Annotated in this window: 14 protein-coding genes; 4 read left to right on the top strand and 10 right to left on the bottom strand. The window is 33.9% G+C overall.

Annotated features, from left to right (window positions below; all coding sequences use genetic code 11):
• Positions 1-109: 109 nt before the first annotated feature.
• On the bottom strand, positions 110-1,669 hold the full coding sequence (locus tag AC1RPW_RS00630; protein ID WP_481761044.1) for an MFS transporter: 1,560 nt from the start codon (positions 1,667-1,669) through the stop codon (positions 110-112).
• Positions 1,670-2,026: 357 nt separating this feature from the next.
• On the opposite strand from AC1RPW_RS00630, the gene AC1RPW_RS00625 reads away from it, so the two are divergent.
• Entirely contained in the window at positions 2,027-2,428 is a 402-nt protein-coding gene (locus tag AC1RPW_RS00625) for a pyridoxamine 5'-phosphate oxidase family protein (RefSeq protein ID WP_481761045.1), read from the top strand.
• A gap of 51 nt (positions 2,429-2,479) precedes the next feature.
• Here AC1RPW_RS00625 and AC1RPW_RS00620 read toward each other — a convergent pair whose 3' ends face one another.
• Positions 2,480-3,283, bottom strand: a complete 804-nt coding sequence (locus AC1RPW_RS00620; RefSeq protein ID WP_481761046.1) for a Cof-type HAD-IIB family hydrolase — start codon at positions 3,281-3,283, stop codon at positions 2,480-2,482.
• Positions 3,284-3,434: 151 nt separating this feature from the next.
• On the bottom strand, positions 3,435-5,249 hold the full coding sequence (locus AC1RPW_RS00615; RefSeq protein WP_481761047.1) for a glycerophosphoryl diester phosphodiesterase membrane domain-containing protein: 1,815 nt from the start codon (positions 5,247-5,249) through the stop codon (positions 3,435-3,437).
• Between the two features lie 151 nt (positions 5,250-5,400).
• On the opposite strand from AC1RPW_RS00615, the gene AC1RPW_RS00610 reads away from it, so the two are divergent.
• Complete coding sequence (locus tag AC1RPW_RS00610) at positions 5,401-6,288, top strand: polysaccharide deacetylase family protein (RefSeq protein ID WP_481761048.1); 888 nt, start codon at positions 5,401-5,403, stop codon at positions 6,286-6,288.
• 86 nt (positions 6,289-6,374) lie between these two features.
• Here the strand turns inward: AC1RPW_RS00610 and AC1RPW_RS00605 are convergent, their stop codons facing one another.
• From AC1RPW_RS00605 to AC1RPW_RS00575, 7 genes are all read right to left on the bottom strand, one after another.
• Positions 6,375-7,814, bottom strand: coding sequence for a catalase (locus tag AC1RPW_RS00605; RefSeq protein ID WP_481761145.1), 1,440 nt, complete (start codon positions 7,812-7,814; stop codon positions 6,375-6,377).
• Between the two features lie 222 nt (positions 7,815-8,036).
• Positions 8,037-8,951 carry a GRP family sugar transporter gene (locus tag AC1RPW_RS00600; protein WP_481761049.1) on the bottom strand — a complete coding sequence of 305 codons (915 nt, stop codon included), beginning with the start codon at positions 8,949-8,951 and terminating at the stop codon, positions 8,037-8,039.
• A 30-nt stretch (positions 8,952-8,981) separates the two neighbouring features.
• The gene (gene rbsD, locus AC1RPW_RS00595) at positions 8,982-9,404 is read right to left on the bottom strand and encodes a D-ribose pyranase (protein WP_409021800.1); all 423 of its coding nucleotides are present in this window, start codon (positions 9,402-9,404) and stop codon (positions 8,982-8,984) included.
• Positions 9,405-9,432: 28 nt separating this feature from the next.
• Entirely contained in the window at positions 9,433-10,368 is a 936-nt protein-coding gene (gene rbsK, locus AC1RPW_RS00590; protein ID WP_481761050.1) for a ribokinase, read from the bottom strand.
• Between the two features lie 194 nt (positions 10,369-10,562).
• Positions 10,563-11,249, bottom strand: a complete 687-nt coding sequence (locus AC1RPW_RS00585) for a 2,3-diphosphoglycerate-dependent phosphoglycerate mutase (RefSeq protein WP_409021802.1) — start codon at positions 11,247-11,249, stop codon at positions 10,563-10,565.
• Positions 11,250-11,320: 71 nt separating this feature from the next.
• Complete coding sequence (locus AC1RPW_RS00580) at positions 11,321-12,526, bottom strand: MalY/PatB family protein (protein ID WP_481761051.1); 1,206 nt, start codon at positions 12,524-12,526, stop codon at positions 11,321-11,323.
• A complete protein-coding gene (locus tag AC1RPW_RS00575) occupies positions 12,510-13,586 on the bottom strand; it encodes an AI-2E family transporter (protein ID WP_481761052.1) in 1,077 nt (358 codons plus the stop codon). The genes AC1RPW_RS00580 and AC1RPW_RS00575 overlap by 17 nt, the downstream gene beginning before the upstream one ends.
• A 172-nt stretch (positions 13,587-13,758) precedes the next feature.
• On the opposite strand from AC1RPW_RS00575, the gene AC1RPW_RS00570 reads away from it, so the two are divergent.
• The gene (locus AC1RPW_RS00570) at positions 13,759-14,481 is read left to right on the top strand and encodes a GntR family transcriptional regulator (protein ID WP_481761053.1); all 723 of its coding nucleotides are present in this window, start codon (positions 13,759-13,761) and stop codon (positions 14,479-14,481) included.
• Positions 14,482-14,627: 146 nt separating this feature from the next.
• Positions 14,628-17,003, top strand: coding sequence for a phosphoketolase family protein (locus tag AC1RPW_RS00565; protein ID WP_481761054.1), 2,376 nt, complete (start codon positions 14,628-14,630; stop codon positions 17,001-17,003).
• Positions 17,004-17,057: the final 54 nt, after the last annotated feature.

The following is a 17,057-nucleotide window of genomic DNA, read 5'->3' as shown; positions in this document are numbered from 1 at the left end:
ATTAGGAGTCTTACGCTTCAGAAATATATCGGTATCATTAAAGAGCCACTCAAAATTTTAAATGACAGCTTTCACTTCTTATAAACCTAATGACATAAAAAAAGTTTTTTTATTTATCTAATTTTTGATCGACACTTTTTGTTTCTCTTAATAAAAAGACTGCTGCTAGAATTCCAATAATCATAATGACCAATGATGTTAAAACAACTTGAATCATGCCTTTATCAAAAGCTGTTAAAACAATCTTTTGAACTTTATCAGCATAAGGAGTCGCTATTATTTTTTGACTCCACGCAACCATATGTCCAGAAAATGCTCCTGCATTTACTAAGGCTTGCTGAATACCCGTTGCAGCTACACTAGGAATATGACTATCACTAAAACCAGTGCTCAAACTTGATTCATATGCTTTAGTTTGTGCTAAACCAAGAATTACAACGCCTACTGTTATTCCAATTTGACGAAAAACATTCAATAAACCAGATGCCATGCCAATTTCTTTTGGATTAATATTATCCATAGCAGCAGTATTAATCATCGGATTAATAATAGCGTTACCCAATCCAGTTAATACAAGAAGCGGAAGTAATTGCATGTAGGTAAAGTCCGTTGTTGTTACCTGGCTAAACGTAAATAAACCAAGTGAGGCAACGATAAATCCAAGTGAAATCATCCACTTTTTACCAAACTTGTATCCTAGAACTCCTGTAAAAGGACCTAAGACAAGCGACCATAAACTCATAGGTAGTTGATGTAATCCCGTGGAAAAGGCTGAATATCCCATATAATTTTGCATTAAACTTGTTTGATAAGCGGCTAACGCAAAGATACCAGCACCAAGTGCAAATGCAAGAATTACAACACCAACAAAATGACGATTTGTTAATAATGTTAAATTCATCATTGGCGATTTAACTTTTAACTCTACAAAAACAAAGGCAGTTAAGATTAAAATTGATGCAATTAACCATCCCATAACATGCATATCAGTCCAAGCCCAATGCATATGTTGTTCTTTTTGAATTAAGCCATAAATACCAGCAAATAATCCAACTGCTGAAAGAATCATTCCTATAAAATCAATCGATTCCCCAGCGCCATATGCAGGTGTTTCTTTAACATTTCTAATAACCAAATAAATCGCAATGATACCGACCGGTAGATTAACAAAGAAAATTGAAGGCCAACCAAAGTTCTCAACTAAAAATCCACCAACTAAAGGTCCGATTGCTGTTGAGAATCCAATAACTGATCCTAAAATACCAAGTGCTGTCCCACGTTCTCGGCCTTCAAAGTTAGACGCAACTAACGCCATTGATAAACTCATCATTCCTGAACCACCAATTGCTTGAACTGCTCGACCAAAATCAAGAACTAATAAGTTTGGTGCAAGCCCATTTACAACAGATGCAATCGTAAACAAAATTGTACTAGCGATGAAGACTTTTTTTCGTCCAAACATATCACCTAATTTTGAAACAATTAATAAACTGACTGCATACATTAACGTATATGCATTTAATATCCATTGTAAATCACTAAATGTTGTTTTAAAATCAACTGCCATACTTGGTAAAGCAACATTTACAACAGTAACATCTAAAAGGCCCATAAAAACACCTAAACTCATAGCGAACAATGCTACCCAACGATTTGTTGCTTTTTTCATTTTTTATTCTCCTTTTGTATATCTTTAATTTGCTCCACTACACCAATATAATTCATACCACATATTTTAAAGCAATAAGTTTCATTCCATTTAGAATCATGGACGACCATTTTTCCAATACCAATCGTAACTTATATCCTGACATATTACGACTCATTAGTACTGTTAAAATTAATAATCTATACATATCACTTTAGCGTCTTTCTTCGAAGTCCTTTTAGAAATCACTATTAGACTCATATAAGTATAGTTTTTTTAGCCCTATTTGCAAGTTTTTTGTAAAGCTAATATTTTGCCAATATACCTTAATCATGATAAGTTTTACTTATAATAAGTAAATAAAAAGGAGATTTTATAATGGCAAAATTAACAGAAGATATGAAAAAAATGATTCCTGAACAACTTAATTTTCTTTCAACCGTAGATGAAAATGGGTTCCCACAAGTTGGTCCTAAAGGATCAATGCGTGTTTTTGATGATACGCATTTGATTTATAATGAAGAAACAGCTAAACATGCATTACACAATCTTCAAAATAATGGCCGTGCAGCTGTTGCTGTTATAGATCGTCCTAATCTAAAAGGCTTCCGGTTTGAAGGCACAGCACATTTAATTGATTCCGGTAAAATTTTTGACGATGCTGTTAAATTTGGTGAAGAACGCCATTTACCAAAAATGTACTATGCTGTCATCATTGATGTTGAACGTATTTACAAATTAGATGCTGGCCCAACTGCTGGTGATTTAATTGCTGATTAAATATTAAGACAAAAGGACTAAATCCCGTAAATGGGATTTAGTCCTTTTGTCTTATTTTTGAGCTAATTGTTCTAAAATAGCTAATCCAACACCATCTTCATCATTCTTTTTTGCATGATGATTAGAAATATCTTTATTAATTTGATGACCATTCTCCATTGCATAACTGATACCTGCAGCTTTTAACATCGATATATCATTCAAATTATCGCCAATTGCCATCACTTCTGACATAGGAATACCCATACTATCAGCAAATTTTTTCAACGCAATCCCTTTTTGTGCATTAACATGATTAACTTCAAGATTATTATCCCCTGAAGAAGTCACAATGAGTGTTTCATTTTCTTCAATTTTATTTTTTAAAACAGATAAGTCATCTGATTCATCCGTTTTTCGAATAAGAAATTTAAACAAATCTATTTCAGAATCATCAATAATTTCACTGTAATCGTCTATATAATGAATAGGATTTAAGTTTAATTTGATAACCGCTTCATCATATTTAAGAGGATCATCTGAATAAACACCTTTTGACGTCATAACTTTGAAAAAGGCATGTTCATTCTTCAAAAATTTAATGAGTTTTTGTGCCTCTTTTTTTGATATTGGAAAACTATTAATTTGTTTGCCTTCCTCAGTTACCGTAGCGCCCCCATTATAATTAATCATCGGTGCACTAATACCTGCTGCGTCAATTAAGGGTTTTACCTCATCATAACTTCGTCCAGTGGCAACAACAAAAGTCACTCCCATTTCTTGAGCCTTCTTAATAGCCGCTGCGTTACCCTTCGAAATACTATTTTCATTATTTAATAACGTGCCGTCCATATCTGATGCGATAATTTTAATCATACTTACTAGACACTCCTCTGATTTCAGTTTAGTAGCAACTTAAGCATAGCATGCCACCTAAATAGTGTAAACGTTAACATCTAGACAAAATTAAAAAAGACTACTAATCTATAGTAATCTTTTCTAATTTATGTTTCCTAACCTAACTAATTTAATTATCGATTGTTATGCTAATTCCCGTTAATCTATTTGAGAATATTGATAATTTACTTGCATAACTTGGATGATCATTATTAGCTTGAACAACTTGTTTAAGTGTACCAAAGTCATCCGTAATAATACCATCAACGTTCATAAATAACATCTTTTGCATAATCGTTTCATCATTTACAGTCCAAGCATAGACATCCTGGTTCTTATCATGTGCCTTGCTCACAAATGAGTCATCTAGAGTTGTAGCTTCCATAGTGTACGCATTTGCTGGTGTTTCTGGAAATGATATATTATATGGAATAATAAAACTGATATAAAGCTTTGGTGCTTGTTTTTTTACTTGTGAAACAACATCATAACTTAAAGAATGAATTCGATCCTTATCAGCTAATAGTCTTTTTTGATATTTTTTAACAAAGTTTTTAGTCATATTGGGACTATCTTGCGGAGATACTTTGATTTCAACTAATAATTTTTGATGATTCTTCTCTGCTGCCTTTAAATATTCATCGAAACTTGGAATTTTAGCTGAATAACCATTTTCACGAACAGTTAATGCTGTTAACTCGGATAATGTTAAATCATGTACTGTCCGATTAACATTCGCTAAATTTTCCAAATTTGGATCATGCATAACAACAAATTTATGGTCTTTTGTTTCTTGAATATCCATTTCGATGTAATCAGGTTTCTCTTTAGCTGTTTTTTCTAAGGCAGGAATGGTATTTTGTACACCATTTCCATCATCAACTCCACGGTGAGAAATAAGAACTGGATAGTCATTTAGCATCCCCTTTAAGTAAACATAATTATAAATAGAAGCTGTCCCTGCAACTAGTATCAGGAGAACAACGACACTAACTTTCTGTAATTTAATAAAGCGTTTCTCTTTATAGAATGTTTCTTGAACGGGTTTCAAATGCGGTTGTTGTTCTTCAAAAACATCTAGCGCAATACCTAACAACATAGTCACACTTAAAGCTAATACGATTTGTCCTAAAATTTCCAAAATAAACAGATTAAACATCACAATCATAAATGCTTGATTTTGAAAATGATTATCTACATAGTTCTGAATTAGGAACAAACTAATTTGAACAATTCCTGATATAAAAGCTATAGAAGCCGTAATTACTAATCCTTTTGTGACGGTTATCCAAAATTTGCCACGTCCAGCTTCCCAACTTTGTTTAATTAAATGACCGATTCTTTTTTCTGAACTAAACAACATAGTTGGAATAAAACTAATTAATCGGATAGAGAAGAAAAATGCTACACCATAGACTAAAAGTATTGGGCCCCAGATAGCTGGACTTGTCCACATATCTTGAAGAATAAAATCTGGAATAGTCACCTTATTTAATAAAGTAGATGTAAATAAGACTTGTCCAAATGGTAAAATTAAAACGAAGTAAAAAATAACGAGCAACGCTGTTAAAGGACGTAACTCTAAAACGTCATGAATTGATTGTTTTAATAATGACTTAAATTCAATTTTTAAATCATAACGAATAGCTTGAATACCCCTGATCATGAAAGACATTTGAATATAAACAATACTTAATATAACTAATATAACAAGGATAAACTCAATTAATAATATAGGTTTATCCTCAATAACCGAAATAATGTTAGTATAGGTTAAATATTCGACTTGGTTACTACTAAGTATCTGGCTTACCACCCAAGTTAAGATTGGTTGTACCACTGCAGATAAAATATAATTAGTAACAACTACTAAAATAAAATACAATTTCCAGTGTTGAAAAAATTCCTTATAACTTTGATTTAAAAAATGAAATGTTCTACGCATATTTTCCCCCAATTAAATATTTAATATGTACTTTATACTATCATAGCCTTACCTTTTTTTACATTTATTGACTTTATCCGCGTAAAAATTGAATCTTACTACCTTAGCGTGGTAAATTAGATAGTATCGTTTCTCATAAAAGGAGTTCATCATGTTAAAACATAAAAAAGGTTGGTTTATCTTATTATTCTTAGTCCTAATCGTCTCTATTGGTTCATTATTCTTTTTCATTCAAAATTCTCACTCCGTTTCCAATACTAATCACCAAAAAAATAGCTCTAAAAAGGTAAGTTCATCTTTACCCAAGAAAACTATTAAGAAAAATAAGCTCATTTCAAATACTAAAATAGACAGTTCGCATTGGAAATCATTTAAGGGCCAGACCGAATTTCCAATTTTAATGTATCATAGTATTTCTGTTGGAAATTCACTTCGTATTCCTGAAGCACAATTTGCCCATCAAATGCAGTGGCTTAAAAAAAATGGTTACTACACGTTATCACCTGCTGAAGCTATCGAAGTTTTTAAAACACATAAAAAACCTGCTAATAAAATTGTTTGGATTACTTTTGATGATGGTTACAAGGATAACTATGAAAAAGCTTATCCTGCTCTCAAAAAATATCATCAAAAAGCAACCATCAACTATATTACAAGCCACTTTGGCCACATAAACAAACTAACTATGCCACAAATGAACGAGATGCGAAAATCAGGTTTAGTAAGTATTCAAAGTCATACTGTCCATCATGAGGAACTTAATCAGATGACCGATGCACAACAAACTTTTGAATTTAAGAATTCGAAAAAATGGCTAAACAATAAATTTCATCAAGAGACATCAATTATTTGTTATCCAGTTGGTCGCTTCAATAACCAGACCGCTAAACTTGCTAAAGATGCAGGCTACAAACTTGGTCTAACGACATTACCAGGACTCGCTAATGAAAGCCAAGGACTATTCACCTTGCATCGTGTCCGTATCTCACCCGATTTATCAGATATTTCTTACAAGTATCTTTTAGAACACGGCATGTAAACAACACAAAAAAAAGGAATAAATCGCTGTTTGATTACAGTGATTTATTCCTTTTTTTTGTTAAACATTTTAATACACCGAAAGAATTATTTAATTAAGCTTAGTTCTAACCCTAATGCTTCTGCGACACGTGTTCCGTATTCCTTATCAGCTTGATAAAACTGTTTAGTTTCACGAATCTTTATCTCAATATCTTTAACTTGTCCCAGATTTAATTTAATATTTTCAATTAAACGTGCTTTTTCATCAGTAGGTAACAATCGATATAATTTACCGGCAGCAGTATAATAATCCTCATTTACTGAATAGTTGCCTACTTTTCCATCCAATGTATCACCATGAACTTCTGCATGGCGATTTTCTTCAGGTCCACCTAAACTGTTGGGCTCATAGTTAACATCACCGTTCTGATTTTGCGCCATTAAACCATCTCGTTCATAATTATGAACCTCATTTTTAGGACGGTTAGTTGCCAATTGTTCATAGTTAGCACCTAATCTATATCTTGCAGCATCTTTATAACCAAATAAGCGTCCTTGGAGTAATTTATCTGGTGAGGCTTCAATTCCTGGAACGAAGTTAGCTGGTGAAAATGCTAATTCTTCAATATCTTCAAAATTATTTTTTGGATTTTCATCTAAAACCATTTGGCCAATTTCAATTAATGGATAGTCCTTTTGCGAAATAACTTTCGTAACATCAAAGATATCTTGCGGATAGGCTAATCCTGCTTTGTAAGGCACAATTTGTACGGCTACTGTCCAACTGGGGTAATCTTGATCCTCAATCGCATTATACAAATCATTTTGTAAGTAATCAGAATCTTTTCCTCTTAATTCTTCAGCAACCTCATTACTTAAATTATGAACACCTTGGTTTGTTTTGAAATGATATTTAACCCAAAATTGTTCACCTTGCTTGTTTACCCATTTAAAAGTATGACTTCCATAACCGTGCATCATTCGGTAACTAGCAGGGATCCCACGATCACTCATAAGCATTGTTACTTGGTGAACTGTTTCAGGTGATAACGACCAGAAATCCCACTGCATATCCTGACTTCTAGCATGCGTTTTTGGGTCACGCTTTTGGGAATGTATAAAATCTGGGAATTTCAAAGCATCATTAATAAAGAAAACGGGCGTATTATTACCCACAATATCGTAGTTACCTTCATCTGTATAAAATCTTACTGCAAATCCTCGTACATCTCGATAAGTATCCGGATAACCTGCCTCACCAGCTACTTGTGAAAAACGGGTTATGACTGGCGTTTTCTTGCCCAAACCATTGAAAAGACCTGCCATAGTATAATCACTCATATCTCTAGTTAATTCAAAATAGCCTTTAGCCCCTGCCCCTTTTGCATGGACCACTCTTTCTGGAATACGTTCTCGATTAAAATGTGCCAATTTTTCTAGTAATTGGTAATCTTGAACTAAAACCGGTCCACGAGCCCCAGCTGTTTGTGAATTTTGATTATTCGCCCATGTTTGACCTTCATTTGTTGTTAAATCCCCCATGATGATTCCTCCTATTATCTTATTTATAAGTCCAATCCTAGCACCTAAACTGATAATTACAATTATTTTGACTTTTATAACTTGAATCGGAAAGTAGGTTTTAAATATCATAGTGAGTTCTAGTTAATGTTTATTTTTTTATCATTTTATGACATTTTAAATCAAATAATAACAAAAAGCCTTGATAACATAGTATTGTTATCAAGGTTTTAAAATTAATTTTATCTAGTTTTTTAAGAAAACTGTTACAGAAGCCGCAATTACAATTAGTATAAGACCAATAATAATAACTAACCATTCTTTACCCGTTTTTTTAGTGCGCATAACGACAATTCCTGAAATCGTTGCTCCAACAATTGAAACTTGTGAAAGGACGAATCCAGTTGCCAATCCAAGCATTGCAGGTTGAGCTGAAACTAAATAACCCAATGCTGCCATTGCAAAGAAGAAACCAGAAAAAATTTGTTTGTACGTAACACTTTGTGTAAAAATGTTATTTTTATTTTTCGTTAATTCATAAATTCCAAGAATTAATCCAAATGCTGCCATCCCGATAGCTTGTGCTAAAAACATATGCATACCATCAGTATTTTTAGTATATTGTGGAAGGATACCATATAATGAATAACCAACTTGGGCAATCAATAAGACACCAACTGCCTTTGTAAGTAGTTCTTTATTTCCAGCTGATTTCTTTTCTTGATAAGTTGTCATATAAGCTCCAACCAAGATAACAAATACAGCGATGAATCCATATAATTTTGATGAAACTGGACCCCAGTTACCAAGCATTACAACACCCCAAACTACATTTGCTGTAATTTGGAAAGCTGTTGAGATTGGCATTGCTTTAGCAGAACCTAAAGCATTTCCATCCTGATCTTTCATCCCAAAAGCCATAATAGTTAAAACATTTCCAAAGGCCCAAGCTGCCCCTGAGAAAAATGCTAACCAAAAATTAGAACCTTGTAACATGGGCATTCCCATGACTAATGAAAGGACGATTGCAACAATCAAAGTTCCCCATGTTGCTCCAAAAATACCTTGAACTGGTTTACCGCCAAAATATGATACTAAAGTTGGATATGCACTCCAACCAATAATTGCTAAAAGTGAGAAAAATAATCCTAACATATTCATTTTTATATCATCCTATCCTTATATTAATAACTATTTAATTGCTTCGCCTTCAAAATCAACATTTGATTCCAAAACGATATTTGAAAATGGTGTGATTTCACCTGTTCGTACTGTAGCAATATTATTATCATCACGACTCATCGATTTCAATTCATCATGTGAAATGAAAACAACTTCAACATCATCATCTAATAAAGCCTTGATAGCAGCATATTGTTCAGGATTAACCGTTTTAATTTCTTCAGCTAAAAAAGCTTTTTGAATTTTCATTTCAGAAAGTGTTGCAGCTAAAACATCAATAAATAATGGTAATCCACGTACGATTGAAAGATCAATTTTACGTCCATCATCCTTAATTGGTAGGCCTGAGTCACCAATTGTTAACCATTGTGTATGTCCAATTTCAGAAATAGCATTTGATAATTTTGTATTCAAAAGATTAGTTTTACGCATAATTTATCTCCCATTCAACAATTTAAATTTATTTATTAGCATCCAAAACAGCTAATACAGCAGATTCAGTTGGAATACTTGGTTGTGCACCAGCATGTGACACCGTTACAGATGAAGCAGCTGATCCATAACGCATAGCTTCAGCTAAATTATCTAAATTAGCATGTAAACGTGTTGCTGTAGCACCAATAAAAGTATCGCCGGCAGCAGTTGTATCAACAGCCTTAACCTTAAATGCTGGAACGACTCCTTCTTCACCATTATCACGCATGTAGAAAGAACCTTCTGAGCCAATTGTAATGATTACGGTATTAATTCCACGTTCAAAATAGTACGCAGCATTGTGTATCATTGAATGTTCATCAGTCACTTCTATCCCAGTCAATAAGAATGTTTCATGTTCATTTGGTGTAATAATATCAGTTAATTCTAATAATTCAGCTGGTAGTCCACCATTTTCAGGCATTGGAGCTGGGTTCAAAATTGTTTTAACACCATGTTCGCGTGCAATCTTGAAACCTTCAATAACTGATTCTGTTGGAATTTCTAATTGCGCAATCAAAAAATCTGATTCAGCAATGGCAGCTTCATGTGCGCGTACATCAGCTGGTGTCATATCAGCATTAGCGCCACCATAAATATGGATAATATTATCGCCTGTTTCGGCTGAAACAGTAATATAAGCTTGTCCAGTTTCTTCAGTATCTGAAACAATCACATGTTCAGTGCTTAAGTTTTCAACATTCATATTCTTTGAGGTATCAAATTCTTTACCAACTTTTGTAATCATGTTAGTCTTTGCACCAGAACGTGCAGCGGCAACACCTTGGTTCAATCCTTTTCCACCCATTGCTTCAACTTGATGATTTGGTGTGTGTAAAGTTTCGCCGCTAGTTGCGAAACGGGGTACAGAAACAACCTTATCAATATTAGTTGAGCCCAAAACAGTAATAACTTTTGCCATAACGTTTCTCCTTCATTTCTTTGATATATTTATCAAATAGAATGTGTATTCGATTACATCAATATAATACATATTATTTGCTTTGGCAAGCGCTTTCTGGTTTTAACTGCTAAAACTACCGACTTTTTCGCCAATTATTGACTAATACAAAAAAACCTGATGACATAAAATTGTCATCAGGTTTTTTATTAATATTAAAGTTTAATTTTGCTTACGATGTTTAATTTGTCATCAAGATCGTAAACAACTGGTTCGCCAGTTGCCATTTCAACGCCCATGATGTCTGCATCAGAGATGTTTTCAATGTATTTTGTAAGGGCACGTAATGAGTTACCATGTGCAGCAACGATTACATTTTTGCCTTCAAGTAATTTAGGAGCGATTTCGTCTTCCCAGAAAGGAATAACACGTTCCAAAGTAACTTTTAAGTTTTCGCCACCTGGGATAGCTTTAGGATCTAAATCAGCATAACGACGATCGTTAGCTGCTGAACCTTCATCAGTTGCGCTTAAAAGTGGAGGTAATGTATCGTATGAACGACGCCATACAAGAACTTGATCTTCACCGAATTGTTCTGCTGCTTCGGCTTTGTTTTGGCCTTGTAATGCACCATAATGACGTTCATTTAAGCGCCATGATTTGATTTCAGGAACCCATAATTGGTCTGAACCTTCAAGTGCGTAATGTAATGTTTTAATAGCACGTGTTAAAACAGATGTATAAGCTTGATCAAATTCGATTCCAGCTTCTTTAATCTTTTTACCAGCTGCTTGTGCTTCAGCAACGCCTTGTTCGCTCAAGTTAACATCTACCCAACCTGTGAAAAGGTTAGATAAGTTCCATTCACTTTGTCCGTGACGAATAAATACTAATTTTGCCATAAGATAAAATCCTCTTTTTCTATTTTTAGTTTACTGGTTTATTTTACACTGAAATGAAATAAATTAATAGTCTAATTTAAGCGATTTAGCTTTGCACTTTTGAGTCCCTTTAACAACTGATCAACAGCTGTTTGAACCGTTCCTAAATCAGTTGCCAAATTCATTCGAATAAAGCCTGGCGTTTCTTCACTAAACCATTGTCCATAATCAATAGCTAAGCCACACTCATTCTGAATAAATTCTTTCATCCGACTGGGATTTACATATGCTGAAAGGTCAATCCACATCAAGTATGTGCCTTCTAGTTCACTAATTTTAATTTCTGGAAATTTATTGACTAATTGGTGGCTGACTTCTAAATAATTGGTCCTTACGATACTCAGAATTTCATCTAACCAAACTGCTCCTGAACGATAAGCCGCCTCTCCAGCAACACATCCCATTAAACTACCCTCAGGTTTGTTCAAACGCTGTACCATTTTATCGTACTTAGCTCGTAATTGCGCGTTTGGAATAATGATATGCGAGTTTTGTAAAGCAGCTAAATTAAATGTTTTTGAGGGAGCATTAACGACAACCATATTATCTCGATAACGACCTTCGTCTATTGATAAAGCTGATACAAATGGTTTTTTTCCCACAATTAAATCTTGATGAATTTCATCCGAAATTACCATCACTTTATTTTCACGACAAATTTCAAAGAGTTGTGTCAGTTCAGCTTCAGTCCAGACGCGACCAACTGGATTATGCGGTGAACAATGAATAAGTAATTTAACGTGATTAGCTTTCATATCTCGTTCAATTGCTTCAAAATCCATTTCATATTGATTATTTTCATGTTTCAAAGGTGTTCGTACGATACGTCTGTTATTATCTTCAATTGCACTATAAAAAGGGTAATATACTGGTGTTTGAACTAAGACGCTATCACCTGGTTCCGTCATTAAATCGACTAATTGATATAATGAATTTACAACCCCTGTTCCAAATCTCATCCATTCCTTATGCAGTTCAATCCCATAGCGAGATTGTTGCCAATCAAAAAAGGCATCATAATATGAATCAGGAATTGTTGAATAACCAAAAACACCATGTTGTACCCGTGCTATTAAAGCATCAGTTACGGCTTTAGGTGCTTTAAAATCCATATCTGCAACCCACAGTGGCAATAATTTATCATCGCCATATTGCTCTTTTAAACTATCCCATTTAACTGAATTTGTATTTTTTCTATTCACTCTAAAATCAGCTAAAAATTTATTTTTCTTTACCATCAGTTTGACTATCCTTCCTTATTCCTTTAATTTTACCAATCCGTCCTTTAGATCCAGGAATTGACTTCACACCCAAGATATCCAAGAAGAATGTGAAAATGGGAATTCCGACAATCAAGCCCCACGTTCCAAATAATTCTTCACTGACTAACAAGATTACAAATGTAAAGAATATAGGTAGTTCTGTCCGACTTGACATAAATTTAGGATTTAATACATATGATTCTAATAAATGAACGACCATTAACATAATTAAGATGTAAACCACATCACGTACGCCACCAACCGAATAACCAACTAAACTTAATGGAATACATGAAATTAATACCCCTGCGACTGGAATTAAACTTAATAAGAAAATTAATATTCCTAAAGGCAAGAGCTGTGGCATATGCATGAAGTACAACCCAATCACAGTAATAACTGTATTAACAGTTGCGATAAAGAATTGTGCTTCAATAACGACACCAAATGATTTAACAAATTTTTCACCAAAGAAGTAAATATCCTGGAAAAACCAACCAAAATCACTTGATAAAAAGTTTTTTGAGAAATGTGTCATCTGATCTTTTTCAATCGTATAAAAGAAGCTTAAAATAAGCGATAATAAAAATGTTGCTGCCATAAAACCAATGCTCGTTATATATTGAAATACAAGCGTAAAACTACTTTTTAATTGTGGCACAATTTGAGATTTACCAATAGATTTAAGTACCCATTCCATCACAAGATTTGTATCTTTACCTGGATGACGATAAAAATTAATCACATAATGTGCCATTGAAACTGTTTGCGAAACTAAAATAGGAAAATACTTAGTAACTGCCAAATAAAGCAGCGCGATAATTGCCAGATATACTCCTATAACAATTATTCGACTATTAATTGATGAATGTCTTTGAATAACATTTATCAATCGGACTACTAAATATGTAAATATAAAAGTTAATAGAACAATGCTAATGACATCTTTCGCAAGAAAAATAACACCCATAATTACACAAAGTACAACAAATCTACGTAACTTAATATTTTCAATAAAACTTTGCCAAATTTCCAATAGACACACTCCTTTAACTATAGTCTTCATTGTACAAAATATTTACTAAAATGTCTGTAATTCTTACCTTTTTGTTCTAAAATAATTATCTCTCCGGAAAGTTGACGACTTGTCGTCTATTAAAACTTATGGTTAACTATGAAGATTGACTCTACGAAAGGAGTACTCTTGTATGGCTGAATTAATTTACAAACAACTGATTAGTAAACTTAAAAAAAGAATCGCTGCAGATGAATTTCCCGACATGAAACTCCCTGATGAACGTAGTTTGAGTGAAACTTATAAAATTAGTCGTAGTTCAGTAAAACGAGCTCTTAGCCAAATGGCTAACGACGGTATTATTTTTAAAAAACGCGGTTCCGGCACCTTCATTAATCCCTTATATTTAAAAAATAAAACCGTTTTTAATTATGAAGGCTCTAACTTAGGTGTTACAGACGGATTTGAAATGAATGGTAAAAGCCCTAAAGTTAAAGTACTAAGTTTTGAAGTTATTGCGCCCTCAGAAGATTTACAACGCAATCTTTTCTTAGACACAGATGATTTTGTCTACAAGATTGTTCGCTTACGTTTATTTGAAAAAACGCCTTTTATGATTGAAACAGGCTATATTCCAATTAAGATTGTTCCTAATTTATCTCAAACAATTGTTAAAGGATCAATTTTTAATTATTTGGAGGATATTCAGAATCAATCAGTTACTAAATCGTCGCTTTCAATCTACGCTGAACCATCAGACGAAAATGATCAAAAACTTTTAAATTTAAAACCAACTGAACCAGTTAGTATAATGGATGGTATTTTCTTCTTAGATAATGGTACCCCATTTGAATATTCAAGTATGAGATTTCATTATAAATTTTCTAAATTTAATACTTTCATGGCCGTTAAATAGGCTATTTAACGGCTTTTTATTTACTTTTTAAAATAATTGGTACGTTCCAATGAATTAAATGATTGACTTTTATTTAATGTTTGTTATTATGAACATATAGAAAGCGCTATAACTTTAGCAAATAAAACATATAGGAGTGTGTAACTATGACAGAAACTGATTTTTCATCTAAATCATATTTAGATAAAGTTGATGCTTGGTGGCGTGCAGCAAACTACCTTTCAGTTGGACAACTTTATTTAAAACAAAATCCATTATTACAAACTGAAGTCGTACCTGAAGACATCAAAGTTAACCCTATTGGTCATTGGGGAACAATCTCAGGCCAAAACTTTATTTACGCTCATTTAAACCGTGCAATTAATAAATATAACTTAAACATGTTCTATATTGAAGGACCTGGTCATGGTGGCCAAGTTATGGTTTCTAATGCTTACCTTGATGGTAGTTATACAGAAATCTACCCAACAATCACTGAAGACTTAACTGGTATGCAAAAATTGTTCAAACAATTTTCATTCCCAGGTGGTGTCGCTTCTCATGCTGCTCCTGAAACACCAGGATCAATCCATGAAGGTGGCGAATTAGGTTATTCATTATCTCATGCCGCTGGTGCTATTCTTGATAACCCTGACGTAATTGCTGCTACAGTAATTGGTGATGGTGAATCAGAAACTGGACCATTAGCAGCAAGTTGGTTCTCAAATGTCTTCATTAACCCAGTTAATGATGGTGCTGTATTACCAATCCTTGATATGAATGGTTTCAAAATCTCAAATCCTACAATTTTATCACGTAAATCTGATGCAGATTTAACAAAATACTTTGAAGGTATGGGTTGGGATCCAATTTTCGTTGAAGGAACTGATCCTGAGATCATCCATCCTGAAATGGCTAAAAAAATGGATCTTGCTATCGAAAAAATTAAAGCAATCCAAACTGAAGCTCGCAAACACCCAGCTGAAGAAGCAACAATGCCTAAATGGCCTGTTATGATTGTTCGTACACCAAAAGGCTGGACTGGTCCAGAAGTCTGGAACAACGAACCAATCGAAGGCTCATTCCGTGCTCATCAAGTTCCAATTCCTGTAGACCAACGTCACATGGAACATGTTGATGCTCTTGTTAAATGGATGAAATCATACCGTCCAGAAGAATTATTTACAAAAGACGGTCAATTAATTCCTGAACTAAAAGAAATGGCACCTAAAGGCAACCAACGTATGGCAATGAACCCTATTACTAACGGTGGTATTAATCCTCAAAAATTAGTTATGCCTGATTGGAAGAAAAATGCTGTTGATACATCAACTCCAGGTGCTGTTACAGCACAAGATATGATTATTTTCGGTGACTTCGCTCGTGATATTATTGAAGAAAACCCTAAAAACTTCCGTATCTTCGGACCAGATGAAACAAAATCAAACCGTTTGAATGCTATCTTTGAAGCTACTAACCGTCAATGGTTAGAACCAATCAAAGAAGGTAACGACGAATGGCAAAGTCCTGTAGGCCGTGTTCTTGATTCACAATTATCAGAACATCAAGCTGAAGGTTGGATGGAAGGTTATGTCTTAACTGGACGTCATGGTTTCTTCGCTAGTTATGAATCATTCTTACGTGTCGTTGATTCAATGTTGACACAACATTTCAAGTGGTTACGTAAAGCCAAAGAACAAACATGGCGTAAACAATACCCATCATTGAATGTTATTGCAACATCAACTGTATTCCAACAAGATCACAATGGTTATACTCATCAAGATCCAGGTATGCTTGGTCATTTAGCTGATAAGAAACCTGAATTTATCCGTGAATATACACCTGCTGATTCTAACAGTTTATTAGCTGTTATGAATAAGACTCTTCAAAGTGAAGAACTTATTAACTTAATCGTTTCAAGTAAACAACCACGTCCTCAATTCTACTCAGCTGATGAAGCTCAAGAACTTGTTGACAATGGTTTGAAAGTTATCGATTGGGCAAGTACTGCTAAGGGCGATGATGCTGATCTTGTTATTGCTGCTGCTGGTTCAGAACCTAACTTAGAAGCTTTAGCTGCTGTTAGTCTTTTAAACTCAGCATTCCCAGAATTGAAGATTCGTTTCATCAATATTGTAGATATCTTAAAATTACGTCATCCTAAGATTGACCCTCGTGGTTTCTCTGATGAAGAATTTGACGGTTACTTTACAACTGATAAACCAGTCGTATTCGCATTCCATGGTTTCGAAGCTATGGTTCGTGACATCTTCTATGATCGTCATAACCACAATGTTTCAATCCATGGTTACCGTGAAAATGGTGATATCACTACACCATTCGATATGCGTGTCTTGAACCAAATGGATCGTTACAACCTTGCTAAAGATGCTGTCTTACAAGCTGGCAACTTAGGCGCTGCAGGCGATAAATTTGTTAAAGAAATGGAAGCTATGGTTGCTAAACATGAATCATACATCCGTGAAAATGGTGATGATCTTCCAGAAGTTAATAACTGGAAATGGACTCCACTAAAATAGTAAAACTTTAAACGAAAAGAGAACCGCAATTGCGGTTCTCTTTTCGTTATCATT

This window comes from Dellaglioa sp. CoH-55-MRSF-8 (assembly GCF_056782195.1).
The sequence above is the reverse complement of the archived record's forward strand: the minus strand, read 5'-3'. Positions and strand labels throughout refer to the sequence as shown.